At 58.1% G+C, this 26,544-nt stretch carries 20 protein-coding genes and 1 pseudogene; 14 read left to right on the forward strand and 7 right to left on the reverse strand.

The annotated features are described in order from the left end of the window. Positions 1-15 precede the first annotated feature (15 nt). The 3 genes from NO900_RS13660 (at position 16) to NO900_RS13670 (ending at position 1,669) form a co-directional block, all read left to right on the forward strand. Positions 16-384, forward strand: a complete 369-nt coding sequence (locus tag NO900_RS13660; RefSeq protein ID WP_256409771.1) for a UPF0175 family protein — start codon at positions 16-18, stop codon at positions 382-384. After that, positions 381-887 (forward strand): PIN domain-containing protein, encoded by a 507-nt coding sequence (locus tag NO900_RS13665; RefSeq protein ID WP_256409772.1) that lies wholly within the window; start codon positions 381-383, stop codon positions 885-887. Before NO900_RS13660 ends, NO900_RS13665 begins: the two co-directional genes overlap by 4 nt. Before the next feature lie 296 nt (positions 888-1,183). Then, a complete protein-coding gene (locus NO900_RS13670; RefSeq protein ID WP_256409773.1) occupies positions 1,184-1,669 on the forward strand; it encodes an Lrp/AsnC family transcriptional regulator in 486 nt (161 codons plus the stop codon). Here the strand turns inward: NO900_RS13670 and NO900_RS13675 are convergent. Then, a complete protein-coding gene (locus tag NO900_RS13675) occupies positions 1,666-2,682 on the reverse strand; it encodes an amidohydrolase family protein (RefSeq protein ID WP_256409774.1) in 1,017 nt (338 codons plus the stop codon). The genes NO900_RS13670 and NO900_RS13675 overlap by 4 nt on opposite strands. Before the next feature lie 147 nt (positions 2,683-2,829). Here NO900_RS13675 and NO900_RS13680 point away from each other — a divergent pair, with 147 nt between their 5' ends. The 5 genes from NO900_RS13680 to NO900_RS13700 all read left to right on the forward strand — a co-directional run bounded on the left by NO900_RS13680 (position 2,830) and on the right by NO900_RS13700 (position 12,456). Next, a complete protein-coding gene (locus NO900_RS13680) occupies positions 2,830-3,510 on the forward strand; it encodes a carbonic anhydrase (RefSeq protein WP_256409775.1) in 681 nt (226 codons plus the stop codon). 189 nt (positions 3,511-3,699) lie between these two features. Then, positions 3,700-5,187, forward strand: coding sequence for a proton-conducting transporter transmembrane domain-containing protein (locus NO900_RS13685; RefSeq protein ID WP_256409776.1), 1,488 nt, complete (start codon positions 3,700-3,702; stop codon positions 5,185-5,187). Then, positions 5,177-7,582 carry a DUF2309 domain-containing protein gene (locus NO900_RS13690; protein WP_256409777.1) on the forward strand — a complete coding sequence of 802 codons (2,406 nt, stop codon included), beginning with the start codon at positions 5,177-5,179 and terminating at the stop codon, positions 7,580-7,582. The genes NO900_RS13685 and NO900_RS13690 overlap by 11 nt, the downstream gene beginning before the upstream one ends. A 412-nt stretch (positions 7,583-7,994) precedes the next feature. Next, entirely contained in the window at positions 7,995-11,339 is a 3,345-nt protein-coding gene (locus tag NO900_RS13695; RefSeq protein ID WP_256409778.1) for a PAS domain-containing protein, read from the forward strand. A 217-nt stretch (positions 11,340-11,556) separates the two neighbouring features. Then, complete coding sequence (locus NO900_RS13700; RefSeq protein WP_256409779.1) at positions 11,557-12,456, forward strand: DUF7504 family protein; 900 nt, start codon at positions 11,557-11,559, stop codon at positions 12,454-12,456. Positions 12,457-12,589: 133 nt separating this feature from the next. Here NO900_RS13700 and NO900_RS13705 read toward each other — a convergent pair whose 3' ends face one another. The 6 genes from NO900_RS13705 to NO900_RS13725 all read right to left on the reverse strand — a co-directional run bounded on the left by NO900_RS13705 (position 12,590) and on the right by NO900_RS13725 (position 20,159). Continuing rightward, complete coding sequence (locus NO900_RS13705; protein WP_256409780.1) at positions 12,590-15,253, reverse strand: sensor histidine kinase; 2,664 nt, start codon at positions 15,251-15,253, stop codon at positions 12,590-12,592. 382 nt (positions 15,254-15,635) lie between these two features. Further along, on the reverse strand, positions 15,636-16,181 hold the full coding sequence (locus tag NO900_RS13710; protein ID WP_173228524.1) for a HalOD1 output domain-containing protein: 546 nt from the start codon (positions 16,179-16,181) through the stop codon (positions 15,636-15,638). Positions 16,182-16,631: 450 nt separating this feature from the next. After that, a complete protein-coding gene (locus NO900_RS13715; protein ID WP_256409781.1) occupies positions 16,632-17,666 on the reverse strand; it encodes a transcription initiation factor IIB in 1,035 nt (344 codons plus the stop codon). A gap of 446 nt (positions 17,667-18,112) precedes the next feature. Beyond that, complete coding sequence (locus tag NO900_RS17625) at positions 18,113-18,253, reverse strand: DUF7563 family protein (protein ID WP_425492674.1); 141 nt, start codon at positions 18,251-18,253, stop codon at positions 18,113-18,115. Positions 18,254-18,257: 4 nt separating this feature from the next. After that, complete coding sequence (gene sufB, locus NO900_RS13720) at positions 18,258-19,688, reverse strand: Fe-S cluster assembly protein SufB (protein ID WP_256409782.1); 1,431 nt, start codon at positions 19,686-19,688, stop codon at positions 18,258-18,260. A 174-nt stretch (positions 19,689-19,862) separates the two neighbouring features. Beyond that, positions 19,863-20,159: a DUF8152 family protein gene (locus NO900_RS13725; protein WP_256409783.1), complete on the reverse strand. Its 297-nt coding sequence runs from the start codon at positions 20,157-20,159 to the stop codon at positions 19,863-19,865. Between the two features lie 182 nt (positions 20,160-20,341). On the opposite strand from NO900_RS13725, the gene NO900_RS13730 reads away from it, so the two are divergent. The 6 genes and pseudogenes from NO900_RS13730 to NO900_RS13755 all read left to right on the forward strand — a co-directional run bounded on the left by NO900_RS13730 (position 20,342) and on the right by NO900_RS13755 (position 26,269). Next, a complete protein-coding gene (locus NO900_RS13730) occupies positions 20,342-21,139 on the forward strand; it encodes a sulfite exporter TauE/SafE family protein (RefSeq protein ID WP_256409784.1) in 798 nt (265 codons plus the stop codon). 615 nt (positions 21,140-21,754) lie between these two features. Next, positions 21,755-23,338 carry a transposase gene (locus tag NO900_RS13735; RefSeq protein ID WP_256409785.1) on the forward strand — a complete coding sequence of 528 codons (1,584 nt, stop codon included), beginning with the start codon at positions 21,755-21,757 and terminating at the stop codon, positions 23,336-23,338. A gap of 489 nt (positions 23,339-23,827) precedes the next feature. After that, positions 23,828-24,010 (forward strand): annotated as a pseudogene (locus NO900_RS13740) (DUF7342 family protein); the annotation flags it as partial. A gap of 69 nt (positions 24,011-24,079) precedes the next feature. After that, entirely contained in the window at positions 24,080-24,391 is a 312-nt protein-coding gene (locus NO900_RS13745) for a DUF8065 family protein (protein WP_256409786.1), read from the forward strand. After that, entirely contained in the window at positions 24,392-24,997 is a 606-nt protein-coding gene (locus tag NO900_RS13750; protein ID WP_256409787.1) for a hypothetical protein, read from the forward strand. 9 nt (positions 24,998-25,006) lie between these two features. Further along, positions 25,007-26,269: a tyrosine-type recombinase/integrase gene (locus NO900_RS13755; protein WP_256409788.1), complete on the forward strand. Its 1,263-nt coding sequence runs from the start codon at positions 25,007-25,009 to the stop codon at positions 26,267-26,269. The last annotated feature ends 275 nt before the right edge of the window (positions 26,270-26,544 follow it).

Genomic DNA, 26,544 nt, shown 5'->3' on the forward strand with positions numbered 1-26,544 from the left:
GATTGGGATAGAACGATGGCACGAATTACCGGCTCCTACCCGGATGACCTCGACCTCCTCATCGAGGGTGCTGTCGAGGCTGGTGTGTTCGGGGGCAAGAGTGATGCGTTGCGAGAGTTCGTGCGTGAATATTTCGAGGACCACGAGAACGAACGTATTGCAGCTGCGGTGGCCCTCTACGAACGCGAACGGATCACTCTCGGTGATGCTGCGAGACTCGCCGATGTCGACCGCTGGACGATGCGTGACATTCTCCGCGAGCACGGTGTTGAACTTCGCCTCGGGCTTGTTGATGAAGACGACGCAGCCGACGAGGTAGAGGCAGCACGCGAACTCGACTTCGATGATGAGGACTCGGCCGATGAGGAGCCACGTGCTAAATGACAGGCAACGATCTCCCAGCGAACCCGAGCGTCTTGAACACGACTGTCCTCTCGAATTTTGCGTACATCGATCAACTGTGGGTAGTTGCTGACCTCTCTGGAATCTGTACGGTACCAGTCGTTCGTGAGGAGCTCGGACACGGCATTGATAACCACCCATATCTCCAGGGAGCACTGGATACGCTTGATAACGAAATCCCTGTCGCGACGATTTCGGATACTGTCGCAAACAGAGAAGCCGTTGCTGGTGGGCATCTCGATCCCGGGGAAGCACAGGCGTTCGCTCTCGCCGACGCACACGACGGTCGACTGCTGACAGACGACGGAGATGCACGATCGTTTGCGAAAGACCAAGGGGTGACCGTTGTCGGGTCGGTTGGGGTTCTGGTGGCTGCAATCGATGCTGGAAAGATCGATGAAGCCACTGCTGAAGAATGGCTGTCGATATGGATCGATGAGATCAGCTACTACGTCCCGTATCCAACGATCTCGGAGTATCGATGACGGGCTTTTCAGAGTTCGAAACCCCGATTCGAAACAGTTTCTGATCGCGCCTTCAGCCGAATCATACATCATAGCCCTGTTAAACACAGAGTAGTTTCGACTCCTGGCGGCGCGAGGGAAGTTGAGACTGATCTTTTCAATACATACACATTCACTCGACCAACTCCCTCACGATAGCACAGTATCTTATTGTATGATAGAACCTGTTGAGAGTGCCGGGGGAAGCGAGTGGAGAGTTCTATTGCATACTCATGCAACGTACAAAGGTAAAGTGGCCTTGTCACGGATCTACTGATATGACTGGCGAGGAAATCGATGATGTCGATAAAGCGATCCTATATGCACTTCAAGAAGACGCCCGAAACATGTCATCTGGAGACATTGCGGAACGGACCAGTACCTCCGATAGTACTGTCCGCAAGCGCATTCAACGTCTCGAATCTGATGGCATAATTAAAGGATACAGCGCCAGCGTCGATTATCAGAAATCAGGCTATCCGCTCCGAATGCTGCTTTACTGTACCGCTTCGATCCCTGAACGTGGTGAACTCGTTCCCGATATTCTGGATATTGATGGAGTGGTATCAGTTCAGGAGTTGGTCACTGGTGAAGAGAACCTCCTTGTTACTGCAGTCGGCGAGACGGACAGCGATATTACACCGGTTGCACAGGAGCTTCTCGATATGGGGCTCACCGTTGCCGATGAAGTCCTTGTTCGGAGTCACGAGACGACGCCCTTCGGAAAATTCAATTCCAAGACTCAGAGGGGAGACGACTCCTAGACGAGAACACGTTTGACGTCTACCTCGGTCGCGCGACGAACGACAGCCTGTACTATATCAACAGAACCCGTCAGGTTGTCCGAGTCTCCATCGAGGACGAGGAGTGCTGCGCGCCGACCGGGGGCAATGACACCACAGTCGAGTCCGATGATTTCGGCACCGGCCGTCGTCGCCATCCGTAACACTTCTCGAGCGGTCACGTTGAACCGCTTTACCGTGTACGCCATCTCCCGAAACATCGACGGGGGATTCAGCATAACGTTGTCAGTCCCGAGTGCGACTGTCGTGTGGTCGAGTAATTCCCGTACTGGAGGGGTTCCAACGTTGAGAACGGTGTTTGCACGCGGACAGACCGCCACCGGGACTGACTGCTCTGTAACTCGCTGCAGGTGGTCCTCTTCTGCGTGCACCATATGGACGAGGAGGTCTGGCTCCAAATCGAGTGCCGGATGGATGTCTGTCGCGTCGGGTTCGCCAGCGTGGATTGCAAAGGGCACCGCGCGTTTCCGGCTGGCAGCACGCTGTTCGGTGAAGTCGCCGTCATTCGCCCCGGAGGCGCCGTACCCATCGGCAACATCGAGGACGGACTGCTTTCCGCTCCCGAAGATGAACGGGTCGAGGGAAACGGACGCTGCCGCCTCACGGAGCGCGCGTGCCCCGGCAATACCGGATTCTCGGAAGTCTAAACAGGCAACTGTCCCCGTTCGCTCCATAAATCGGAGCGTCCGGCGCATCGCTGATACCAAGTCGGAACGGTCAGCAGCCGCCAATTGTCGGTGTTTCAGACTGTCAGGCGGTGCCACTGCTTCGTCGAGCGATAACCCGACAGCGGCTTCCTTCGCGACGGAGTCACCAAGATGCGTATGAGCGTTGACAAACGCCGGCAGTATGATATCGGTCGATGTTGTTTCCATCTTTTCAAAACACTCGATCTGACCATCTTCGATAACAACACGACCCCGAATCGGCTTGAACGAACGGCCGACGAGGACAGTTCCAGAGAGTGCTTCCATGCTAATACCGCCCGGCCGATAACAATATGATTTTTTGTATGAACATAACGAACGATTTGGTAAAGTAATGCCAATTCAAAAAGCAGAATGGTCGAAGAAGGCCGACGTTGACAGTAATGGGTCGGAGCAGAGGTGTCATAGCGCGGTATGAACGCAAATAAGCTCGACTCCGTCATCGAGTCAGTCGAAGACTGGGCCGGGTCTCGAAGCGGCATGGGACACGAACCTGACGCGCAGACGGCACTCGCCATCTCGTGCTTAATGAGCAGTTGCAAGCTCAGTGAACCGCTATGGCCGGTTGACGCTACTTGGAACGTCGTTAGCGTTGAGACTCTCGGAAATCAGACACAGGAACGTTACGAGGGGAAAACGGTTCCAGACAGCACTATCGAACACCTCAGAACCCAGCATGACATCAAAGCAGTCCTCGTTGTGGGACACACGAGTTGTGAGGTTCTCGGAGACGCCTATGAGCGATGGATTGCTCCCGACACAGAGTCACCTGTCGGGATCAAAGCCCGGTTGGAGCCGCTCCGCTCGCTCGTCGGAAAGGGATTCGAGCAGGGAGTCTTAACGGAATCGTTGTCGCTTCAGACGGTACAGTACCGACTCACTGAATACAATGTTCGCCAACAGGTCCAATTTCTCCAGCAGGCCTTCCCCTCGTCGGTGACGATTGCTGGCTACGTGCATGATCAGGACGGTGTGTATAATTCGTTCCCGGACAGGCGGTATCTGGTTGCCTTAGACGGTGTGACAGACCCGACCACAATTCGGGCTCGTCTCCCTGACGATGCGTCGATACGTGTCGCAAGCCTCCTGACCTGACCCACATTACTGGGTATCTCTGCACACCGCTGGAAATTATAATGTTCTATTATGGCCTTATTTTGAACAGTTTGTGAATACAAATAGCTTTAACAAACAGTCTGTTCATAGGAGGTTGCAGGGACGACCAGATGCGGACCCGGCAGGATCGTCTCGGGTGCCGCAATAAGTCGTACGATGGGCTGAACGATGTCAGGACACAGTTCGAAACCGATGGTCGGACCGCTCCCGGACACGACGGCGAATTCGCCGCTCGTGCCTGGTGCACTAACATGGCTCGTGTGGTCGCTGTTCGTCACAAGTATCGTCGTCCTCATCGTCAAAATCAGGTTTGGTGCCGTGTGGGAAATACCCGGATTGGTTGCCATCGACGGCTTGACTGTGCTGATGTGGGTAGTGGTTACCTTCTTCAGCGGTATCGTTCACAGCTACTCGCGCCGCTACATGGCAGGGAGCACCTACAAAACGAGATTCTTCATCGGTACGTTCGGATTCACGGTAACCGTGATGGCACTCGTTGCGGCCGATCACGTCGCACTGTTCGGGTTCCTATGGGTGGCGATGGGTCTAGTGATGGCCGAGCTCATCGGCATCAATGGGGGCTGGAAGCAGGCACAAGCTGCTGCAATGGTCGCTCGCAAGTACTTTCTTGCTAGTAGTGTACTTCTTGGGATCGCACTAACGGCGCTGTGGTGGACGACCGGCTTGACGACGGTCTCCGGAATCGGCGCAGCCGCCGACACGCTCGGTGGTTCGGTGTGGCTCGTCGCAGCCGGTGCGCTCGTGCTCGCGGCAATGATCCAGTCTGCCCTTATCCCGTTCCACAGCTGGCTGCTCTCCTCGATGACCGCACCGACGCCGGCGTCTGCGCTGATGCACGCCGGGTTCGTCAACGCGGGCGGTATCCTGCTGACCCGCTTCGCCCCGGTTATTACGGTCGACTCCACGCTCATGCTCGCTGTGGTCGCCATCGGTGCGGCGAGTGCTGGCGGTGGGAAGCTCCTGAAGTCGGTCCAAACGGATATCAAAGGCAAACTCGGCTGCTCGACAGTCGGTCAGATGGGCTTTATGATCATGCAGGCCGGTCTCGGTTTCTTCGGGGCTGCGATCACCCATCTCATTCTACACGGATTCTATAAGGCCTATCAGTTCCTCAGTTCGGGTGAACAGGTCGAACACACGACTCCGAGCGAGACCACCGAACACACAATCGGTCGGATGACGAGTGCCGTCGGCTTCGTCGTGGCGTTGCTGACCGGTCTCGCCGGTGGCATGGTGTTCACGGTGCTGACAGGAAAGGGAGCAAGCGTCGACAGCGGCCTCTTGTTGACCTTCTTCGTCGTTTTTACCACGCTTCACGCGGCCCGCAGCGCAGTTGAGCACACCTCACTTCCGACGCTCGCCCGCTACGGTGCCGTCCCGCTGGTGTTTTTCCCGGCCATCGTTATCTACGCCGTTGTCTATGAGGGGGTCTCGAACCTCCTGTCTGTCAGCACGGCAACGACCGAACTGACCCTGCTCCACGGGGTCATCGCTGTCGGTTTCGTCGGCATCTACATCGCTATTGAGAGCGGGGTACATGAACACAGCCAACGGCTCTACGTGGCACTGCTGAACGCCACCCAACCGTCATCGAACACTCTACTGACTTCCACGGAGGAGTACAATGAATACTGAATCCACTATCCGCGACAATATCGACGAAGCAGCGACTACCGTCGGCTCCCTCTGGCCTATTCACTCGTTTGTGACGGCGAACCCTCTCTCAGGGTTTGAAGGCCAGCCGTTTGGAGAGGCTGTCGAACAGGCCGCTGCTCTGTTGGGTGGCCGTGGCTACCCTAGCGCCGAGACATTCAGGGCGGCGCTAGAACGCGGTCAGATCGACCGGGAACTCCTTGAGGGGGAGCTCGCTGAAGCAGGCTACGAGGACGACCCAGCGACGTTACTCGACCGTATGGCCGACGCGGCCGACGTCGAGAATAGCGACGCGGACACCATCACGGACCACGTCGACAAGGTACTGACCAAGTGGTTGTCAGCCTTCCTCGATGAAGAAAGTGCCCACTGGTCGATGCCGAACCGGGAGGCAGGGTTCTACACCGCCTTCCGTGGAATGACCGAATACGACAGCGAAATTCCCGACGAGGGGGTTGTCGCCGACTTGCCCGAAGCGCCAATCGAGGCCATTGAGGTGGTCCTGAAGTCGTACCCTGAGAGCCAGTGGGTACCCATCCTCGAGAAACAGCTGGCTGCACTCCCGGGGTGGACCGGGTTCATCAAGCAGCGCGCCGAAAACGAGGGTGTATGGCAGTCGACGTACCCGATTTCGCTAGAAGGATACCTTGCAGCGCGTCTGGCGCTACTGGACGCCATCGACGCCAACATCGAGCCCTCGAACGATGTGGGCAAGGCGCATCCAGCGGATGACCTCGCTCAGGCGTTCCTGCGCGCGTGGGAAGCGACTTACCGCGAAGATCTCATCGGGACCGTCGCGGCCCAAAGTCAGTCAATGGACGACAGCGACACCTCAGGCCGCCCGGACGCTCAGTTGGTTTTCTGTATCGACACCCGCTCGGAGGTTATCCGTCGTCATATGGAGTCAACGGGTAACTACGAAACCTACGGATACGCTGGCTTCTTTGGCATCCCGATGGAGTATCAGGGCTACGATGCCGACGTGTCGGTCGATGCCTGTCCACCGATTCTGGACCCGCAGCACCGCATCACCGAAATTCCCACCGACAGGGACACCCAGACACGCCACGATCGCTGGGCAGGCATCCGCGAGGCCGCCGACGAAGCCATCGAAATGCTGGAGGCTAACGCCGCCACAGCCTACGGATACGTCGAGACTGCTGGGAGCGGCTACGGGCTCTCACTCGCGGCCCGGACGCTCGTTCCAACGCGTATTCACGACCTGATTGACGCCGCCGCGGAGTTGGTGCCCGACGATCACGAGTTCTGTGAACCGCTGGTCCACTACCAGTACACCTACTCCGGCAACCTGCCGGTGGGGATGACCACCGAGGAGAAAGTCGAATACGCCGCCACTGCCTTCGAGTTGATGGGGTTCGAGAAATTCAGTCGCCTCGTCGTCTTCGCGGGGCACGCCAGCGAGACCACAAACAACCCCTACGACTCAAGTCTGGACTGCGGTGCCTGTGCGGGCAACCCCGGCGGCCCGAGTGCCTACGTTCTCGCGAAGATTTGTAACGACGACGCCGTCAAGACTGAACTTCGCGACCGCGGGTTCGACATCCCCGAGGATACGGTTTTCATAGCCGGTCAGCACAACACGACGACGGACGAAGTGGACCTGTTCGCGGACGACGTACCCGAAAGTCACGCGGACGACCTCAACAAGTTGCGCGCGGATCTTGCGACTGCTCGCGACCACGCGACGGCTGAGCGTGTCGAGGCGATGGGGGCCGACGGTTCGACCGGCATCACCGAAACGGAACGCCGTGCCGCCGACTGGGCCGAGACGCGTCCAGAGTGGGGGTTAGCCGGGAACGCCGGATTCGTGATCGGCCCCCGCGAGTTGACCAGCGGCTGTGATTTCGACGGGCGTGCATTCCTCCACTCGTACGACTGGTCGACCGACTCCGACGGAGACGCGTTAGAGGCCATCTTAACTGGCCCAATGGTCGTCACCCAGTGGATCAACACCCAGTACTACTTCTCTACGGTCGACAACGCCGTCTACGGCAGCGGGTCGAAGGTGACCCAGAATCCAGTCGGCAACGTCGGTGTCTATCAGGGCAACGGTGGCGACCTGATGGCTGGGCTCCCGCTCCAGTCGCTGATGATCGCAGACGACGAACCGTACCACCAACCACTCCGTCTCTCGACGGTCGTCCACGCGCCGGTTGAGCGGGTCACCGATATCTTGGCCGACCATGAAGAACTGACCGAGATTCTGGACAACAACTGGCTCTCACTAACAGTCGTCGATCCGACTCAGGATCACCGCATCTTCCACTACGAGGAATCCTTGGAGTGGATGCCAATGTCAGAACAGACCGAAGCACATCCAGAGATACCGAACACTAAGGCTATCGCAGACGACTAGCCGCTCTAGAACCCGTACTGGACGGGAATCAGTGGGTTGACTTGATTCTTTTCTGGACCCAAGAATCCAATCTCTTTCGAAAGAAATCTGAACCAGTTTCGGCCACCAGATTCGATTAAAACCACGGATCACAACCCCGCTAAACCCACTGTAGTCTCATCTACCCATAACCTCGGAGGATATATTTGATGTGTGCCTTCTATTCAACAGATGTTGTGCTGTTCAAAACCCGGAGTAAGAGTCAGTACTGGTTCTCAACTCATTTATTAACGATTTTAATAGATATTTATTTGTCAATAATGAATACATCAATCTACTACCTGTGAAACCCACTCTTAGGCTGTAAAATCCAGTTATGGGCAATCACGGCGATACTCTCAAATTGGTCCAGAATAGTGAATTATATAACAAGATGAGTCCGGAACCCACGTCTCCCGACTACGGAGCCGACGCGTTCCTCGCGCGGCTGGCGATAGAAGGTCCAGCACCGATCCTCGCCGCAGAGGCCGCCACCGGAACCGTCGTGGCGGTAAACGAGGCTGCGACCGAGCTGTTCGGTCGCAACCGCTCTTCGCTTATCGGGATGCACCAGACCGAACTTCACCCTCCAGAGACTGAGACGCGCCATCAAGAAGGGTTTCAGGCAGTCCAAGACGGGCGGGAGAAACACGTCCGCGCCGACGCGGAGGAGCCGGTAACGATTCTGCGCGCCGACGGGTCGACAGTGCCCGTCGACGTGAGGTCAACGACGTTTACACACGCGGGCACCGAGTACGTCCTCGGAATCTTCCAAGACGCCAGCGAACGCATAGAGGACTTGGCTCGGCTCGAACAGCAGGCGGCCGCGATGGACCTGACGACCTCCGGTATTGCGTTATTAAACGGTGACGGTGAGTACACGTACCTCAACGACGCCCACGTCACGATGTTCGGGTACGACGACGCCGAGGAGCTGCTCGGCGGGACCTGGCGGCAGATATACGCGGACGACGTCATCGAGCGAATCGAAACCGAGGTTCTCCCGGTCGTCGAGGAGACGGGGTCGTGGGACGGAGAGTTGGTCGGCGTCAAACGGGACGGCACGCCGATTACACAGCGCGTGTCCCTCGCACAGCTTCCCGACGGGGGAATCACCTGCGTTAATCTCGATCTCACCGAACAAGAACGCCGACTCCGTCGCCTTGAGGAGACACGTTCGCTTGCCGAAGAGCTGATGACTGCAGACAATTACGAGGAAGTGATTGATACTGCCATCGAGGGAGTGACGGAGATTATTGATCGGCCGTTCTCTGGGTATTGGGCACACGAACCTGCTGGAACGGATACAGCGAATCCGACTGGAACTGCGGAGACCGCGACCGACGTGCTCGTTCCGGTGTCTGTCTCCAGTAGCGGAGCGTCGCTTGTCGAGGAGGTACCGCAATTCCGCCCTGGTGAATCGCTTGCGTGGGAGGCGTTCGATGCTGGGACGCCGGCATACTATCCGAATGTCGCCGCGGAGGTGGGCGTTCACAACCGGGAGACGCCAATCGGTACCGAATTTATTGTCCCTATCGACGACGATGGTGTGTTTCTCGTCGGGTCGCCGGAAACGGACAATCTCGCCGAGGACGAACGCGAGCTCATTTTGATCGTCACACAGTACCTCCAGACGGCGATCGAACTCGTCGCGCAGCGACGTCAACTACGTACTGCGCGCGACCGCATAGAGTCAGAACGCAATCAGCTCGAACGTGTCATGAATACAGTCCCGCAGCTGATATTCGCGAAGAACACCGACGGCGAATTCTTGCTCGCGAACGAAGCGGTCGCTGACGCGTACGGTACCACCGTCTCGGACATGATCGGTTCGACTGATGCCGACTACACGGCCGAGCCCGACGAGGTGGACGCATTCACCGACGACGATAGACGGGTGATTGAGACCGGCGAGCCGCTCCATCGCACCGAGGAGACGCTGACCGACGCCGCGGGCAACGAGCGGATCTTAGAAACGTGGAAAATACCATTCAAGCTGGCCGACAGCGATGAGGACGCGGTACTCGGCGTTGCCAACGACATCACCGATCTTACCGATGTGCGTGACGAACTCGACCGGCAGCGCCGGTTGACGAACCTCTACGCCGTGAGCAACCGTGTATTCAAAGCAACGGATCCGGAAGACGCGTTTGACGCGTGCGTCGAGGCGGTTGCCGAAGTGGTGACGGCTGACGAACTCGCGATATACGACCGCAATACGTCAAAAGGGGAGTTGGTGCGGCTTGCGACTGCGGGAGACAACACCGAATCACGTAGCCGACAGCGAATTCACCCGGGCGAGACGGACCTCTGGCGAGCGTTCACCGAGTCCGACACGTGCTGGCTCCCGGCCGACGCCGTTATCGAGGCGGACGACGCAGCCGAGAAGCAGGCACTCGTCACACAGCTCGGTGAGACGAGTCTGTTGAGCGTAGTCGTCGACAAACGGGACGAGACGTTGGAATCGTTCATTCGGGCGGTGAGCCAGCAGGTCTCGGCAGCACTCACACAACTTCGCCAGGAGACATCGATAGCGGGGCTCTCAAATGATGTCGCCAGGACCCAGCGGCAAGCGGACCGCTACCAGAACCTGTGGGAGGGGATGGTTGACACAGTTGAAGCGATCGTGACTGCGGAGACATCGGCGGCAGTGCGTGAGGCGGTTGTCGGCTTCGGCAATCGTGTGGCGGAGTACGCGTTCGTTGGCACGTATGATCCGGTCACAGAGCGAATTGACCCGGTCGAAGTGTCCGAGGCAGGTGGACCGTCGAAGCTGTACGAAAACGACGGGCAGGCGTTTCCCGCGATTACCGCTGCCTCACAAAACGAACCACAGCGTGTCGTCGATGGACAAGAGACTGGGGGAAGTCACGGCGAGTGGCTTAATCGACTGCTCCATTTCGGCTACCGAGAATCGCTCGCGGTTCCGGTGAGCCACTACGGGACCGTCTATGCCGTCGCCGAGTTCATCAGTACAGACGCCGAGCGCTTCGCCGAACCAGAACGCCAAGCGGTTGGTGCGGTTGCGGACGCCGCCGGAATGCGACTGTCAACGCTTGAGTCTGCGAACGCGTCGAACGCACCGATCGCCTTCGATCTTGAGTGTCGGGACCCGTCGCCGCTCTTTCCGGGCCTCTCGACGTCCGGGACGATTGTCGTCGAACACGTCGCGCTAACGGGCAGAGAAAACTTTCACCTAACCGGCCGCGTCGACGGCTACACCGAGACCGCGTTTCGTGATTACGTCGCGGCGACGCCGGGTATCGAACTCGACAGTATTGACTCGATCGGTAGCAACGCCCACGAGATTGCCGTGCGGATGAGAGATACACCGGGCCGGTCGCTGGGCTCGGTTCGCGACGTCCTCATGCGGACAGACACACAACTGAGCAGTGTCCGTTCCCGCCCGAACGCTGACGTGTTGGAGTTCTGGACCAGGGACCCGGGGGTGATCGGTCGGGTCCGCGAGGAGTTGTCTACCGTCTCCGGTTCGTGTCAGCTCGTCTCGAAGCGCCATCTGTCCGGGTCATCCGGTAGACGCGACGGGTCGGCCGGGAGTACAGAGTTGACGAGAAGACAGCGGGAGATCGCCGAGACAGCGCTCCAAGAAGGATACTATGATGATCCGCGTGGTATCAACGGTGCCGATCTCGCCGACCGGTTCGACGTGTCCTCGTCGACGCTCCACCAGCATCTGCGCGCCGCGGAGTCGAAGATCATCCGCGGCTTCTTCGAGTGACGAACGGTTGTGGACTACTACTAAGACACGGATATATTTGGTATCTATTCTGCCTGCCACATATCTTCGGGCGTAGAAATAGTATTGATACTGAAAGAATAGAACGCATGAGTTCGGGATGGAATGACGCGCCGCGAATCTCGATGGAGGGTCCTCTATACCCGATACCGCCGCGAGCGGGTGAGACCGAGTGAGTGCCCAGCCGTCTGAGTTGACGATGATGGTGTACGAGTATCTGAACCGGCCCACTGAACCCGCCGCGACTGCGACGAGTGAAGACCGTTCGTCATGGGTCGACTCTTCCGTCTACGTCGACGACTACGGGAACAAGCTAGTTGACCGGCTTCTCGCAGCCGAAAGGCATCCCGGTGAGGCCTTCGAAGCCGTTCTACACCCGTCTCCAGAGACGATCGCACCGGCTTTCATCGCCGATGTTGCGGTCCAACACGACGACATTGTTGGATTCGCCGCGCCGAGCTCCCAGTTGTACGATGACCTGTTTTACGCCATGTACGCGGCGATGACCGAGACGGGCGCGGTGTTGACGACGAAGTACCCACACCATGAGGTTCGCTCGCGGCTCTCGACGATGGACCCTCTCGTCATCGATTCTACCCCTGGTGCCGAGACCGACGGCGGTGTTGACGTCGCGACTACCGACGCCGGACCGGTTCGGTGCGGTGACCTCACTTCACTTGGGGTCGCCGCCGAACGTGCGACGACGCAGCTCGCGACAGGTGATCGAACGGGAACATTCGCGATCGCGACGTTGACCCAACTGCTGGCGCATCATGACTCGACTGCACTCGATAGGTTCCTCCACGAACTGGTCGGTCAGTGGCGAAATCAGGGCGTCGGCGGGCTCATCCACCTGCCACCAGCGAGGGACATCGACAGTTCCAGCTGGTTTGGGTCGGCACACTTCGATTACGTTATTGAGATGCGAACCGACGACGGCCAGATTGAGGCGCGAGTGTGTGGGAAGCGAGATGTTGCCCCCACATGGCAGGTGGTTGGCTCGTCGCCGTGCTCGGATAGTGAAGCGGCGGCCCAAGCAGTGGACCGACAGCCTTCCGGAATAGTCGATGAAGACGGCGGCGAGTCTATCCCGGAGTGAATACGGTACTGTTACCCGACGAGTCCGTGTCACAACCCGGCCTCGGTTGCTGGGTTTCGGATCGCTGCCCCTCGTTGTGAGACGGGGCTTTGCCGACCCTTCCACACGCCTCGCAGTTTGTACGGTATGCCCCCTAGGACATCTGCCCGGGTACGGCTAAACCCAGATTACGGTTTGCTGACGACGTCGGAACGCGAAGCACAACTTCGGTACCTGTGTCGGTCACGTCGACATCGATCTCCCCGCCGAGTACCGAGACTAACATCCGAATCAGCCAGATCCCGAGCTCAGAACCGTGCTGTAACGGCGTCTCTTCGCCGGTGACGAGTACCTCCCGCTCTATATCTGGCATGCCAGGCCCGTCGTCGGCCACGACGATCTGGAGCCAGCCGTTGTCGACCTGTCTCACCGATACGTTGACGTACGGGTCTTCTCGGTCTCCTGCGGCCACCGCGTTCTTTATCACCTCGGTAACTGGGTGTGTGAGCCATCGTGAGACTGTCTCGTCGGTCGCGTCGACAGAGACAGCGATCGTTGCGTCCGAGTGGTCATCTCGTACCGCCGTTGCGGCCGTTTCAGTGACCTCAGCGATGTTAACGCTCGACTCGTCGTGTGGTATCTCCCGTATCGCGCGATCGATCACCTGCATTTTGTTCGTAAGTCGTTCCCATCCGTCGAATATACGCGTCAGTCGGCGGAGATGATCTTGACGACAGTCAGCGTCCGGTTCCTCGGCGAGCATCGTTGTCCATCCCACGAGCTTGTTTAAATCGTTGCGGACGTTGTGTCGGACGACCCGCTGGAACACCTGTAAATGCTGTCGCTGTCGCGTCTTCACGGTGATATCCTTCCCCTCAACGGCGATCAGCGTGATTTCACCAGCGGCGTTACGAATCGGCTTGAACGATACGTCGATGCGTGCGAGACCATCTGGACCCTGTAGTTCTCCTTCGGTCTGGACGAGTTCACCGTCACCCGCGCGGTTGACCGCCTCACAAACCGTGAGTCTGTGGTTCGGATCAAGGTTCAGCCACGGGAATTTGTCGATTGGTTCATCAACTATAGTCGACCGATCCACACCGATGCGTGTAACCAGCGTATCGTTCACGTCAGTCACGATTTTATTGGGGCGGACTAACGCGGTAAACTGGTGCGGGCTGTTAAACACTGCCTCCAGTCGCCGAGTGTACTTCTCGCGTTCAGAGATATCGATGAACAGCACATCGGTACCTACGACTTCGTCGCTGACGGTGCGCGGGATCGCCCGTAACAGACACGGGACCGTGTCGCCGTCCGTCGTCACGAGCGTGCGTTCCGCAACGGTGAGATCGCCGCTAAGCGCGCGTTCGTAGCCGTCTGTTTGGAGCGAATTGGCCGAGGTATCGTCGTAAAACTCACTGAGCGGCTGTCCAACCACCGCTTCGCGCTCGTACCCCAGCGCGTCGGAAAACGACCGGTCACAGGCCTCAATGACTGCTTCGCCGCCAACGGCCCGAGTTTGAACGAACAGCAGCGGGCCCTGATCAAACAGTTTCGACGCCCATTTCACACGCTCGGAGCGCTTCGTCGCGTCTCGCCCCATCGCCAGCACACTGGCAGAGCCATCACCCGCATCACTCACAACGGTGTGTAGATCTATCCACGTGACTTCGCTGTCATCCGTCCCGATTCGTATCGTCTCAGCAGCCGGGTCACCGGTCTCGATCGGGCGCCGCAGGGCGTCAGCGGCACGTTCGTGGTCCTCCGGATAAACTATTGCTTGCCATTCGTCTATCGTCGTCGGGCTCGCTCCGACCGTCTCTCGTAAAGTGGCGTCCAACGTGACTGTGTTGGTACTGAAGTCCCACTCACCGATGCCCGTCTCCGTCCCGCTGAGGACGAGCTCCAGCCGCTCAGTCTGGTCTCTGAGCTCTCTGATCCGCCGTCGTTGCTCGGTGATATCGTGTTGAACCCCGATGTAGTTTGTCACGATTCCGTTTGCGTCTCGAACCGGCGTCACGGAGAGCTTCGCCCAGTACGGTTCACCCTCCGCGGTGTAGTTTCTCAGCTTAGTCGTTATTGGTCGCTCGGTTTCGATCGCCGTACGGATGCGCTTTGTCGTCTCCGAATCTGATCCGGGGCCCTGGAGGAATCTCGGGTTTCGGCCGAGAGCCTCTGACCGCTCGTATCCGGTTAGCTGTACAAACTCCTCGTTGACGTACACCAACGGGTTCCCCGGTTGGGTCGGGTCCGTAATCTGGATGCTGGTCCCTGCTTCGTCCAGCGCCCGCTCTTTTAATGCGAGTTCATGTTCCCGTGCTTCACGATCGCTCACGTCACGCACCGTACAGACCATTCGGGATGGGGTGACCATCGTCAGGGACAGCTCCGCCGGGAACGTCGTTCCATCTGGCCGACTTCCCGTTACTCGCCCCTGCCAGTGACCATCGCGTTCGAGCGCGTCGAAAGCTTCCTTCTCGATCCGTGCCGCTTCATCCGCAGCGTATAGCTCCCGCCAACTTCGACCGAGTAGCTCCTGTTTGCTGTCGAATCCGTACATATCGACGTGCGTCTGGTCGATATAGGCGTACGCCTCGTCGTCAAGGATGGCGACGCCATCGGCGGCGTCCTCGATCGCCTGTTGAAACGCACCGAGGCGAATGTCCGAGGCGATCTCGCCTGTCGGGTCACGGGTCTGGGAGCTAATACGGTCGAGTGCCGCGGCGAGTAACTCTGCTGCTCGCTCGAGAACATCACGGACAGCGGCCTCGTCCAACGCGGTCGCGAGATCGTGGTGATCCCAGCCAACCGATAGCACACGCTCGGAATCGATCGGAACGAAAAGTTCCTGACGCGGAAGCCAGCGGTTATCATCCGGTGCGATTGGTCCGGCCACCCCGTCAGTTCGAACCGGCGCATCAGCCGTGAAACATCGCTTGATTAGAGACGCGTCTGGTGAAGGGATTCGATCCGACCGACCCGTATGGCGTTCGGAACCGAACAACGGTGGGGACGGCTGTTCCGGCGATTGGCCATTCTCAAGGTTGCTACCATGCTCGTTGCGGCTTCGCCACACGGTAATCGCTGTGTCCCCCAGTGTGGTACGGACCGCAGTCAGTGTCCGATCAATAGCGCCACCTACTGTCTCTTCCCGGTTGAGATCGATGCCGAGGTTGAACAGTGCGTCATCGGTCATCTCGTCACAACTGGTCATCTGTCTGTGTTGCCAGCGATTCAGTCGAAGACGACTGCGCGGTGAGGTCGTCAATCGATGTCTGAATGGCCCAGAGTTGCTCCACCACTGCCCAGAGCGGATCGCCGAGTTCAGTATCCGAAGCGTTGCTAGCGGCGGTCCAGACGTATTCTTCGGCCTCGGCAAACGCCGCTGCCGCCGCTTCGAGAGCCGCTTCGGTCGATTGCTGTGCGCGTGCGTCGGCTGACAGTCTATGGTGTGCTGGCCGTGTGGGGAACGCGTCTGCGTCGACGACCTCGATCCATCCGTCATGTGTCACAGTCACGAATACATCGTCGTATCGAAACGAAAGGGTCCCCTCTTCAATACGCGTTGTTGAACTATCCGGACCACCAAACAGGAGGTTGATTGTGTCGGCGTCGATATATCTGTCGAGACGCCGGAGATTTTTGGCATCTGTATTTTTAAACTCGGAGACAGCAGTGAATACAGCGTCGAGTGCTGACCGAGTAGTCGTCGGATCAAACCGAGTAACTGACGAGTCCGAGTTCATAGGTCTGTCAATATACATAAATAGTGGATCAATATATTTCGTCTCGCGGACCACTCCGCCTCTCATGGCCTATACCGTATATGTACGTGTGCGCGACTCTCGACAGACATCCGCTGGTACACTTCATAAGACAACCGCGATTATCGAATCAGTCACAGATCGACTGGCTTAGAGCGAAAACCCGCGTGACTCGATGGTCCCTTCGAGCCACGCGTTTTGCCTCTGACAGATTCCCCACTTCGTCGATAGCGTCAACCTAGTCTAGAGGTCGACAGGTTTCAGTCAGTCGAAGAAAAGTTATTTTCTTTGGCGGAACAGTCCGGCATCGAACAAAAGAATCGGATATTTGTGGGTAAGAGGCTGTGCTGAATCGCCATACAGCAGCAAGCTTGTATGTGGGTTAGCCAGATACGCCTCTGAGTTCGGTGGCAGCGTTGTCATTCACTGTGTCTACTCATCCTCGGTATCTGTTGCGGCCAAAATCTCAGGATACCGGTTCCGTATCGTCATCTCGCTCACGTCCGTAGCATCAGCGATATCCGTCTGTCGGAGCGACTCATCGCATCGCTTAGCGGCCGCGTACAATGCCCCAGCGGCGATGCCTACCGGATGTTTCCCGCTGTGAACGCCGTTTTCAACCGCTATTCCGGCGAGACGTCGTGCCTCTCGCTCTGTCGCGTCCGTACACTCCACGTCCGACGCGATCCGTCCGATGAACGAACGGGGGTCTGTCGGGGCGATTTCTAACCCGAGTTCACGTGAGACGTGTCGATATGCCCGCTCAACGCGAATTTGTTCGACGCGGCTCACTGCCGAGACCTCGTCGGTAGAGCGCGGGACACCGTCCATGCGACTCGCCGCGTATAGCGCCGCAGTGGCGACGCTTTCAACGGCTCGACCCGTAACGAGTCCGTCCGTAAGTGCGCGACGATAGATGACGCCTGCTGTCTCTCGGGTGCTGTCCGGCGCACCAAGCGCGGAAGCCATGCGGTTGATCTCACCGAGTGCATGCATGAGATTCCTATCCGCAGATGAGCGCCGTCGGAAGCGCTCATCCCACCGTCGGAGGCGACGCATCTGTTGTCGCTGTTCTCCTGACAGCGCGTTCCCCTTCGCATCTGTGTTTTGCCACCCAATCATCGTCGACAACCCCTTATCGTGTAAGAGGTTCGTGCTTGCTGGTCCGACGCGGGAGTCCTCATCGCCGGTGTCGTTCGGCGTGTACAGTTTGATGTTCGTATCAAGCGTCGCGTCTGAAACGACGAGTCCACAGTCGTCACAGACCGCATCAACCTCATCATCGGCTCGACGAAGTCGCCCGTGACACTCCGGACACGTAGTCTGACTGTGCCGTTCGTCCCCATTCTCCACCGAAACTGCGTCGGTAACAGACTGTCCGTCGCCAGTTTCGCTCGATGAGGGCGCATCAGTACCGTTTTTGCGGGAAACTGTGTCCGGTCGCTCTTCGTTAGTGCGCTCGTTCATCAAGTCGAATCACCTCTCGTGACCGGGGCAGAACAGACGCGTTCGACTGTGTGTCTGGCCAGTACTGTTCATTATGTGCTCTGAGCCGGCGTTGAGTCGCTGATCCTGATACCATGCGCGGTAACTCTCGTAGCAACCGCAGATGGAACTGACCACACTGTCTCGGTGGGTACTGTCACTCCATCGATCGCGAGACAGACGAGTTTCCCTCGTCCCCGCCGCGCCGCAACAACAAATTCAAACCGACGTGATCGGTCGTCAATCGCTGTCACGTGGATCGTTGAGAGCCCGTTCACACACTCCCACGTTGTCGTGTCGACGACCCTGAGGTCGCCTGCGGGAGTGACAGCAGTTGAGTCACAGGCTGGACAGGACCCCTCGTGTGGGCTTGTCCCAAGATACCCGTAATCGGTGTCACACGCAAAGCAGTGTTCCATGGTCAGAGACTAGTACCGATCCACGATCGTCTCTGCGATATGTGCCCGACCGGAACATGCTGGACAGGCAACTACGTCACCACCGTCTAACCCGAACACGGTGACGAATCGCTGTGAGACGTGTCCGCCGCAGTGGGTGCATTCCGGCATCAAATTACCCCAGCGAACCCTCCATCTCGAGCTCGACGAGCCGGTTCAGCTCGACGGCGTACTCGATCGGCAGTTCCTCCGTGATGGGCTCGATGAAGCCCGAAACGATCATCTGCTTGGCGTCGTCGTCGTCGAGACCGCGCGACTGGAGGTAGAAGATGTCCTCGTCGCCGATCTTCCCGACGGTCGCCTCGTGGGCGACGTCGACCTTCGACTCGTTGATCTCCATGTACGGCATCGTGTCCGACGTCGACTCGTTGTCGAACATCAGCGCGTCGCACTCCACGGCGGTCGAGGAGTTCTCGGCGCCGTCGGCGATGTGGACGAGCCCGCGGTAGTTCGTGCGGCCGCCGTCCTTCGCGATCGACTTCGACTCGACGGTCGACTTCGTCTCCGGCGCGTTGTGGTACACCTTCGCGCCGGTGTCGATGTCCTGGCCCTCGCCCGCGAAGGCGATGGTGATGTGGTTGTCGGAGGCGCCGCGCCCCTTCAGGATCGTCGAGGGGTACAGCATGGTCGCCTTCGACCCCATCGACCCGGAGATCCACTCCATGCGCCCGCCCTTCTCGGCGATGGCGCGCTTCGTGTTCAGGTTGTACGTGTTCTTCGACCAGTTCTGCACCGTGGAGTACTGGACGTGCGCGTCCTCGCCGACGAACACCTCGACGCCGCCGGAGTGGAGGTTGAACTTCGAGTACTTCGGCGCGGAACAGCCCTCGATGTAGTGGACCTCGGAGCCCTCCTCGGCGATGATGAGCGTGTGCTCGAACTGGCCCATCCCCTCGGAGTTCATCCGGAAGTACGCCTGCACCGGCATGTCGACCGTGGTGTTCTCCGGGACGTAGACGAACGAGCCGCCCGACCAGATGGCGCCGTGAAGCGCGGCGAACTTGTTGTCGCTCGGCGGGACGCACTTCGTCATGAAGTGCTCGCGGACGAGCTCCTCGTGCTCCTGGACGGCCTCGTCCATGTTACAGAAGATGACGCCCTTCTCCTCCCAGCGCTCCTGCATGTTCTGGTAGACGACCTCCGACTCGTACTGGGCGCCGACGCCGGAGAGCGCATTCTTCTCGGCCTCCGGGATGCCCAGCTTGTCGAAGGTGTCCTTGATGTCGTCCGGGAGTTCCGTCCAGTCGTCGACGCCGGCACGGACGTCGACGTCGGGCCGGATGTAGGGAACGATCTCGTCGACGTCGACCTCACTCAGGTCCGGCTGGCCGGGCCAGTCGGTCGGCATCGGCATCTCTTGGAACTGTTCGAGCGCGCGCAGGCGGCACTCCAACATCCACTCCGGCTCGTCTTTGTCCTCCGAGATGACGCGGACTGTCTCCTCGGTGAGCCCCTTCTCGCTTTTGAAGGCGGATTTCTCCTCTTTCTTGAACTCGAAGCGGGCCTCGGTGTTCGTCTCCTTGAGGTCGTCTTGTTTTGAACTCATCAAAGTATTCTTCAGAGACTACGAATATAAGTGTGGTGCGCTGGAACACTCGTTGGTAACTTATACTAGTTTCTTTAACGAAAGTGAATAACTTTGTGTAGTTTAATTTGGTTTCTCTACCTAGTAGAATTTAATATGTGGCGAGAGGGCTATTGCGTATAAGCGGGATTGCTGTCACTCGTTAGCGAGAACGACTCGACAGCATTCAATCGCCGCTTCGATGTGGCGGTCGGCGACGGAATCGTCCGTTTCGTCAGCCGACTCAAGCAGTGTAGCAACTTGCCGAACCCGTTTCTGTCTGGTTTGCGTGTCAAGATCGTCACTAGTAGCATCGCGGGCGACGGCTTCAGCCTCCCCGAGCCATCGGTTCGTCGCTGGCGGTACTGGGCGATCTGCGGTCGCAGTTAGGTGAGTCGCCAGTGCGTCGACCGCAGCCCGCGGCTCGGTTGGGATGTCGATTTCGTCTGTCATTGTTGGTGTATTCGCATCCACTGTGAAGAATTGTTGCGCCAAGCTACACTCCAGATGCTTGCGAATGTCTCTAGCCTAGCACGACCTCTTTTTCGCCTATCGTAACACGTTGGCGGAATCTGTCCGGGCTTGTTCGAGAGACACACCAGACAACACAAGCCCATACACAACCGAGAGCGACTATGCTCGAGTCGCTCCTCCGGATTGACGTCGCACTCTTCGTTCTCATCGGCGTGCTGGGCGGCGCACACTGCATCGGGATGTGCGGTCCGCTTGTGACGATGTACTCGAAGCAGATGACGCCGCAGCCTGACGGCGGGACGGTGACAGCTAACGACGGGCGTGCCGGTCATCTCACGACCTACGAGGTTCGCCAACACTTCCTGTTCAACGTCGGCCGGGCGACGACGTACGCAATTTTTGGGGCCCTCTTTGGTGCGCTTGGGAGCGTCGTGTTCGTCACCGCTGACCAGCTGACACCGATCGCTGATCTCCTGCGGGGTGCTGTCGGTCTCGCGGTAGGGGGATTCATCGTGGCGACGGGCGTTCGGTACGTCATCGGGGGGAGTGGAGACGATATCCGAATACCCGGCGTACAGCGCGTCACGTCGTGGCTTGCGACGAGAGTTCACCGACACGTGAATAGCCCGAGTATTGTCGGCCTCGGCGCCGTCCACGCGCTTCTTCCCTGCCCGATGCTGTATCCCGCGTATCTGTTCGCCTTCGCGAGCGGATCCCCGACCACTGGGGCAATCGCTCTCGGCGCCCTCGGTATCGGGACGATCCCGGCCGTCTTCCTCTATGGAACGATTATCCAGTCGATCGACGTTGCCCACCGGCGTCGCGTCCATCGGTTGCTTGGCGTTGTGTTCGTTGTGCTGGGGTACGTGTTGTTCGCGCACGGACTGATGGCACTCGGTATACACCTCCCACACCCAATGTTCCCACATTATCAGCCTCTCGGTGGGATGGGACACTGACGCATTCGATAGATCTGTCGAATTAGTACCTAATCCAGTAGATTTCTCAGGGCAGAACACGGGATATCGAGGCGAAACCGTGACCTGAGACCGCGGCAGACCCAACAGACAGGTCTCCTAAGTTGATATACACCCGGAATCCAGACGGGGGTCTGTTGAGGATTTTAAAGACATTACACACCTCGTCTGGTCCTGTACCTCACGTACGGACTCTTTCCATATCACTTCGATATATCGAACAACTGGACAGGGGGGAGACCGTAATTTCAGACCACTCTCGTGTCGACTGGGAGATTCCGGGAGGAACTGACAAAAAGAGGCCAATACCGACCGAACTGGATACTTTATCGGATGCGACTGGGCTCACTTACGCCAACAAAATAGACGTGATTGGGGATATAGGGCCGGATTTAATGGGGGTTCTCTGAAACAGATGAATCCAAAGCATTTGCTAATAATCACGTCGGATCGACTATCGGGTCCAAGAGTAGCGATCGACCACTCGTCGATAAAATCCAAATGACAGAGATAGAGTAAGTAGACCACTTTATTGTTAACCGCCTCAGAAATCACATGCACTGTTCTGACGACTCAACTCGCGACGAGCGTCTGTGAATGCGCTCTCTGTGTGAAGCGTACCAACTGGGGATTACTATTCGGAACAAACTCAAAGAAACCGATCTCGTCACCGCGTTCGAGAAGCTCGATCATTCGATAGATGCTATCGAAGACGGGTATCCAGCGTGGCATCCTGCGCCGCTCTCCTTTCGCGCAATGGTTCTCTCGTTCGTGTTCATGGAGATAACGGGTGACTCATACGCCAACTTCACTCGACGACTCACCCGACAACCGGAAGTAGCGACTATCCTCGGCTTCAGTCGAGTGCCCGACGAATCAGCATTCTCTCGTGCGTGGCGAAATCGATTCGACGACGCGACCCACGAATACATCCACGCTGCCGCCCACTTCGTTGTCAAAGAAGTCCATGATCGCAGCATCTCAGCGCCGGAGGTGCGGTCTAAGGCAGAGATCGTCGACAATGAGCAAGAAGATACAGACTCAGTAGAAGACGAATCCTTCTCACAGGAGGGGATTGTTCAGACAACGCGCCTCGCGCGTGATCACGCCTTCGGACACTTCGACTCTGATCGGGCGCCGAACGCCTCGTACGAGGACACGCAATTTTTCGAGTTACAGACATTCATGGGAATGGTTCGGTGCGGAGCCACGCAGGGAGCTACTCGCTTTCAGTACCGGCGTGGCGAGGATTACAGCCCGCATGGCGATACCCACCTTCGCACCGTCAAGCAGTTCGATCCTGACGAGCTCGTCGACGGCTTCAACGAGACAACGGATCGCTTGCTTTCCGTGATTGCTTCTGAAGCATCGTTCCGCCGGCCAGTCACTGCCGCGATCGATATCACGACCATTCCCTACTACGGGGATGTCGAAGGGATGCCGATGGTCAGTGGAACGAAGGACAGAGACGGTCGAGCGTTTAAATTTGCGACCCTCTCGATCATCGGACAGAACATCCCGCTGGTCTTAGCTGTCGAGCCGGTTCGAGAGAGTTCTGAGTGGGATGAGAACCCGTCCAATCAGATCCATCGTACTGTTCGGCGACTCGTTCGACGAGCGAAAGAGCATGTTCCAATCGAGACAGTGCTGTGTGATCGGGAGTTCGATTCGATACGCGTGTTTCAGACGCTCTCAAACCTCGATGTGAACTACCTCATTCCGAAGCGAGTCTCCAGCTCTGAACGGGATGTACTCAAACAAATGGGGGAAGACGACCAAGAGGTGGCTGTTGAGTCGGCTTCTGTCCATGTGGAATCTGGATCGCATCCAATGCGGCTGCTGTACGTGCCGTCAACGAGTGGGGAGGGAACGGCCGTCTTCGCGACGAGTCTCCGAGTCGGTCCGGAGGAGGCCGAGACCTTTTGTCAGCGCTACAGCCGCCGGTGGCAGATCGAGAGTGAGTACAAATCGATCAAAGGTGACTTTCTCGCCAAGACCTCCTCGAAAGACTACCGCGTTCGCTTGTTCTACTTCGTGTTCGCGGTCCTCTTGTACAATATCTGGCGGCTGACCGACTTCCTGCTGAAAGCAGGTGTCGACGGAGAGATGGACTACGCACCCGTGTTGACTGCGGGTGAGTGTGTTGAGCTCGTTGCCTCGGCGTTGATCCCGCACGACTAATCGGCTGAGCTCTCGCTGGGTCCGCCGCTCAAGAGTGACAACCGTATTCAGCAGCGCCAAAATTCACGCAATTTCGTACGCTCGTCCGGTAGTTCGAGAGTAAGGATTCAAAATCGATCTCCGACCGCTGAGAATCACCACGACTTGATGCTAATTCGACCTGAAACTGGCCTATCCTCCGAAACTGTGGAACTACAGACCTGGAAAATTATATAGCGATATACAATTTATGATATATTCTATCGTAGGATCTCACCGCTAGAAGGTCCCACGCTGTCGAATACAGGAGTTGAGTTCCTCAAAGCAGTTGGTCGTGATTATCCTCGTAATCACGACCACTTTGAAGTACCCCGCCGCCGTCGGTGAACCACGAATGCTGCAACCGGCTCAGAAAGGCGCTTCCCCCAGGTAGAGCCGCCGAGACCGGGTTCCGTGTTTGCTCCGGCTCCGCTTGACTGTGTCAGTAGAGAGCGTAAGGTGGAGTTCAGTACACCGAACCAGCTTCGTGGGACACTTGCAGAGGAAGCCCTGGACGCTGACGAAGAAGACCGTCGCCGTGAGATCGTACGCGAGTGGGAGCACCTCCAGCGCCGTATCCGAATCATCGGATTCGTCATTCGCGAGTGGGACTTCTTGGCCCCAAAGACAGATTCCGTCGAGGTCAGCAGGTAGTTCACCCAATACCCCAATTGTTCACACATGGGGGAACAACTTATCCCCCTGGCACGCGTGGTACATGTTATGAGTCAGGAATCGCTCGACGATACGATCAAATTCCGCGCTGGTCCGCTCAAAGAGGCGGCGACCGAACTCGATTCCGTCCATCTTGGCGGAATCAACATCAGCGAACTCGCACGCGAGGGGCTCACCCAGATGCTACGGCGAACAATGACGGACGACGACAAGATCGCGATTTATGAACGCTATTCGGCGGGGGATCTCTCGGAGGACGCCGCTCGGGTGCTCCTCGGGGAGGAGTTCGATCTGCTTCAGGAGGACATTGACGCCTTCCGCGAGGCTGTTGAGGACGACACCAGCGACTACCTCGTCTAAATGGCCAGCGGCACCGAGCGGTATCCAATTCTGGTCGATACCGACGCGCTGATCGCCGCCGCGAACAGCTCCTTGTGGCCCCGAATCACCGAACACATTGGGCTCACGACGACGAACATCTGCAAACAGGAACTACAGCGGCACGTTGAGAACACGCGCGAGACAGCTCCGGAGGGAAGCCGGCCGTACCGGCTCCATCACGGGAGTGGTGCCGCGCTCGATGCACTCGAGGACTCCGAGACGCCGCTTACTCAGGTAACGAGCGTGCCCCGGCCCCACGGTGCAGACGCCGGCGAGGAATCGCTCCGCCAGGAAGTGATACAGAGTCCGGAGGCCGTCGACTACGTCATCTTGATGGACGCGGCCGGCCGCCGGTCGATTCGCCGCGCTGTCGACGACCGAGACGGCGATATCCAGGTCGTAGCACCGCCATTTCTGTTCTATATCCTCTATGACAACGACCTCATTTCGCGTCGTGAGTTCTGCGAAGCGTGCGGAGAGCTGTTGGAACGTGAGGGCTGGACCGGATACAACGCGGTTAAAGCTGCGTGGGAGGGGATTCCGATTGATTGTAGCGATATTCTGGACGACCACCTGCTCCCGTGACAAACCCGTATGAACCAGAACACCCCATCGGCACGTGATGGTACGACACCGCTCACAAGTTCCTTCGAGCGCTATCTCCAAGACAAGGGGAAGGGCCGCGGCGGCGACGGCGGGAACTACCGCAGGAACGCAGCCCGTGAGCTCGAGCGGTTCGCCGAGTGGGCTACTGGCGACCGCGGTGACGACGACTGGACCGGGATCGTCCCCGACGACGTCAACCGCGAGCCGACCTTCGACGATCTCGACGAACGCGTCTTCCGGGAGTACGCTCGGTATCTCGGAGGAGACCGGGGACTCAAGCAGAACACGGTACAAACCTATTACCGCTATATCTCTGCGTGGTGTGGCTGGTGTGTTAACGAGGGGTATCTCGAAGCGCATTACGCGCAGCGGGCGAGTGCGATGGCGCCGCTACCGGAGGACGACGGCCGCAAGCCCGGCGACCAGCAGGCCTGGACGTCCGAACAGCGCCATGCCCTCACCCGTCACGTCAGCGAGCAGGCGCGCGACGCCGTCGAGGCGTACACGACACTCCCGGAGGATAATGACCCCGTTGGTAGGCAGCGAGCACGCTACGCGGCGCTGAAGGCGGCTCGTGACCGGGCGCTGGTGTTCGTTCTCGCGTACACCGCCGTTCGGGTCGGGGAGCTACTCCGGGATCCGAACGACCCGCGCCGACGCGGCGTCCGCTGGGAGGACCTGTCGCTCAATGACGGGAGTATGGACGTCTACCGCAAGAAACAGCAGTGGGACGCCGCGAGCCTCCCCGACCCGGTGATCTCGCCGCTGCAGAGCTACCGCCAGCTGATGGACCCACCGACCGAGCGCTGGCCGGTGTTTCCAACGTTCGACCAACGGACACTCGCAGAGCTCGTTCAGGATGAGCTCGAAGACCGCGGAGAACCCCCGGAAGCAATCACCGAGCGCCGTGACGAATACGCTCGCGATCTACTACTGGCGCTTGATGAGGATATTCGGCCGCCGTCGATTACAACGGACGGCGCACGGTCGATTCTCCAACGGCTCTCGGAGGTCGCAGAGATCGATATCGACCATCCCAAACATGATTATCTTGCTCCACACGGTGGTCGACGTGGGATGGGGGAGGTACTTGTCCGCGCATTTGGGTATACGGTGGCTGCACGGTACCTTGACAATTCAGAGGAGATGGTTCGAGAGCGGTACTCACATATTGAGGCCGGGGAACTGGGTGATGTTGCAACGGAAGCACTCTCAGAGGTTGACGGCCCGGTAAACAACAGCCACATGTAGCCAACGAAAACAGGCTGTCGGATGTCATAGTACTGAAAAAACCTGGCTTCAGGCGCCCCAGATGAGGGCAATGCCGCCGTGGTGACGACCGCGAGCAGTACCTGAAGCAGACGGCCGACCCACAGAAAACCTGTGAACTTGTAGTTGTCAAACCGTATACCATGTGACTCGTCCGGTAGCTCCCGGCGTCGTGATCGATGTCCGAAATAAAACAGCACCGTGATCAGAAACGCAAGCTTGTTGGCGCTCAGCCGGACGGCCGCATCGACGTCAGC

It is taken from the genome of Halorubrum rutilum (genome assembly GCF_024494565.1).

Excerpts from the sequence above, each read along its gene's own strand:
- NO900_RS13685 (WP_256409776.1), top strand. The coding sequence starts at position 3,700 with ATGTCAGGACACAGTTCGAAACCGATGGTCGGACCGCTCCCGGACACG.
- NO900_RS13735 (WP_256409785.1), top strand. The coding sequence starts at position 21,755 with ATGCGCTCTCTGTGTGAAGCGTACCAACTGGGGATTACTATTCGGAAC.
- NO900_RS13730 (WP_256409784.1), top strand. The coding sequence starts at position 20,342 with ATGCTCGAGTCGCTCCTCCGGATTGACGTCGCACTCTTCGTTCTCATC.
- NO900_RS13665 (WP_256409772.1), top strand. The coding sequence starts at position 381 with ATGACAGGCAACGATCTCCCAGCGAACCCGAGCGTCTTGAACACGACT.
- NO900_RS13680 (WP_256409775.1), top strand. The coding sequence starts at position 2,830 with ATGAACGCAAATAAGCTCGACTCCGTCATCGAGTCAGTCGAAGACTGG.
- NO900_RS13690 (WP_256409777.1), top strand. The coding sequence starts at position 5,177 with ATGAATACTGAATCCACTATCCGCGACAATATCGACGAAGCAGCGACT.
- NO900_RS13695 (WP_256409778.1), top strand. The coding sequence starts at position 7,995 with ATGAGTCCGGAACCCACGTCTCCCGACTACGGAGCCGACGCGTTCCTC.
- NO900_RS13715 (WP_256409781.1), bottom strand. The coding sequence starts at position 17,666 with ATGAACGAGCGCACTAACGAAGAGCGACCGGACACAGTTTCCCGCAAA.
- NO900_RS13660 (WP_256409771.1), top strand. The coding sequence starts at position 16 with ATGGCACGAATTACCGGCTCCTACCCGGATGACCTCGACCTCCTCATC.
- sufB (WP_256409782.1), bottom strand. The coding sequence starts at position 19,688 with ATGAGTTCAAAACAAGACGACCTCAAGGAGACGAACACCGAGGCCCGC.
- NO900_RS13700 (WP_256409779.1), top strand. The coding sequence starts at position 11,557 with ATGATGGTGTACGAGTATCTGAACCGGCCCACTGAACCCGCCGCGACT.
- NO900_RS17625 (WP_425492674.1), bottom strand. The coding sequence starts at position 18,253 with ATGCCGGAATGCACCCACTGCGGCGGACACGTCTCACAGCGATTCGTC.
- NO900_RS13710 (WP_173228524.1), bottom strand. The coding sequence starts at position 16,181 with ATGAACTCGGACTCGTCAGTTACTCGGTTTGATCCGACGACTACTCGG.
- NO900_RS13750 (WP_256409787.1), top strand. The coding sequence starts at position 24,392 with ATGGCCAGCGGCACCGAGCGGTATCCAATTCTGGTCGATACCGACGCG.
- NO900_RS13755 (WP_256409788.1), top strand. The coding sequence starts at position 25,007 with ATGAACCAGAACACCCCATCGGCACGTGATGGTACGACACCGCTCACA.
- NO900_RS13745 (WP_256409786.1), top strand. The coding sequence starts at position 24,080 with ATGAGTCAGGAATCGCTCGACGATACGATCAAATTCCGCGCTGGTCCG.
- NO900_RS13675 (WP_256409774.1), bottom strand. The coding sequence starts at position 2,682 with ATGGAAGCACTCTCTGGAACTGTCCTCGTCGGCCGTTCGTTCAAGCCG.
- NO900_RS13670 (WP_256409773.1), top strand. The coding sequence starts at position 1,184 with ATGACTGGCGAGGAAATCGATGATGTCGATAAAGCGATCCTATATGCA.
- NO900_RS13725 (WP_256409783.1), bottom strand. The coding sequence starts at position 20,159 with ATGACAGACGAAATCGACATCCCAACCGAGCCGCGGGCTGCGGTCGAC.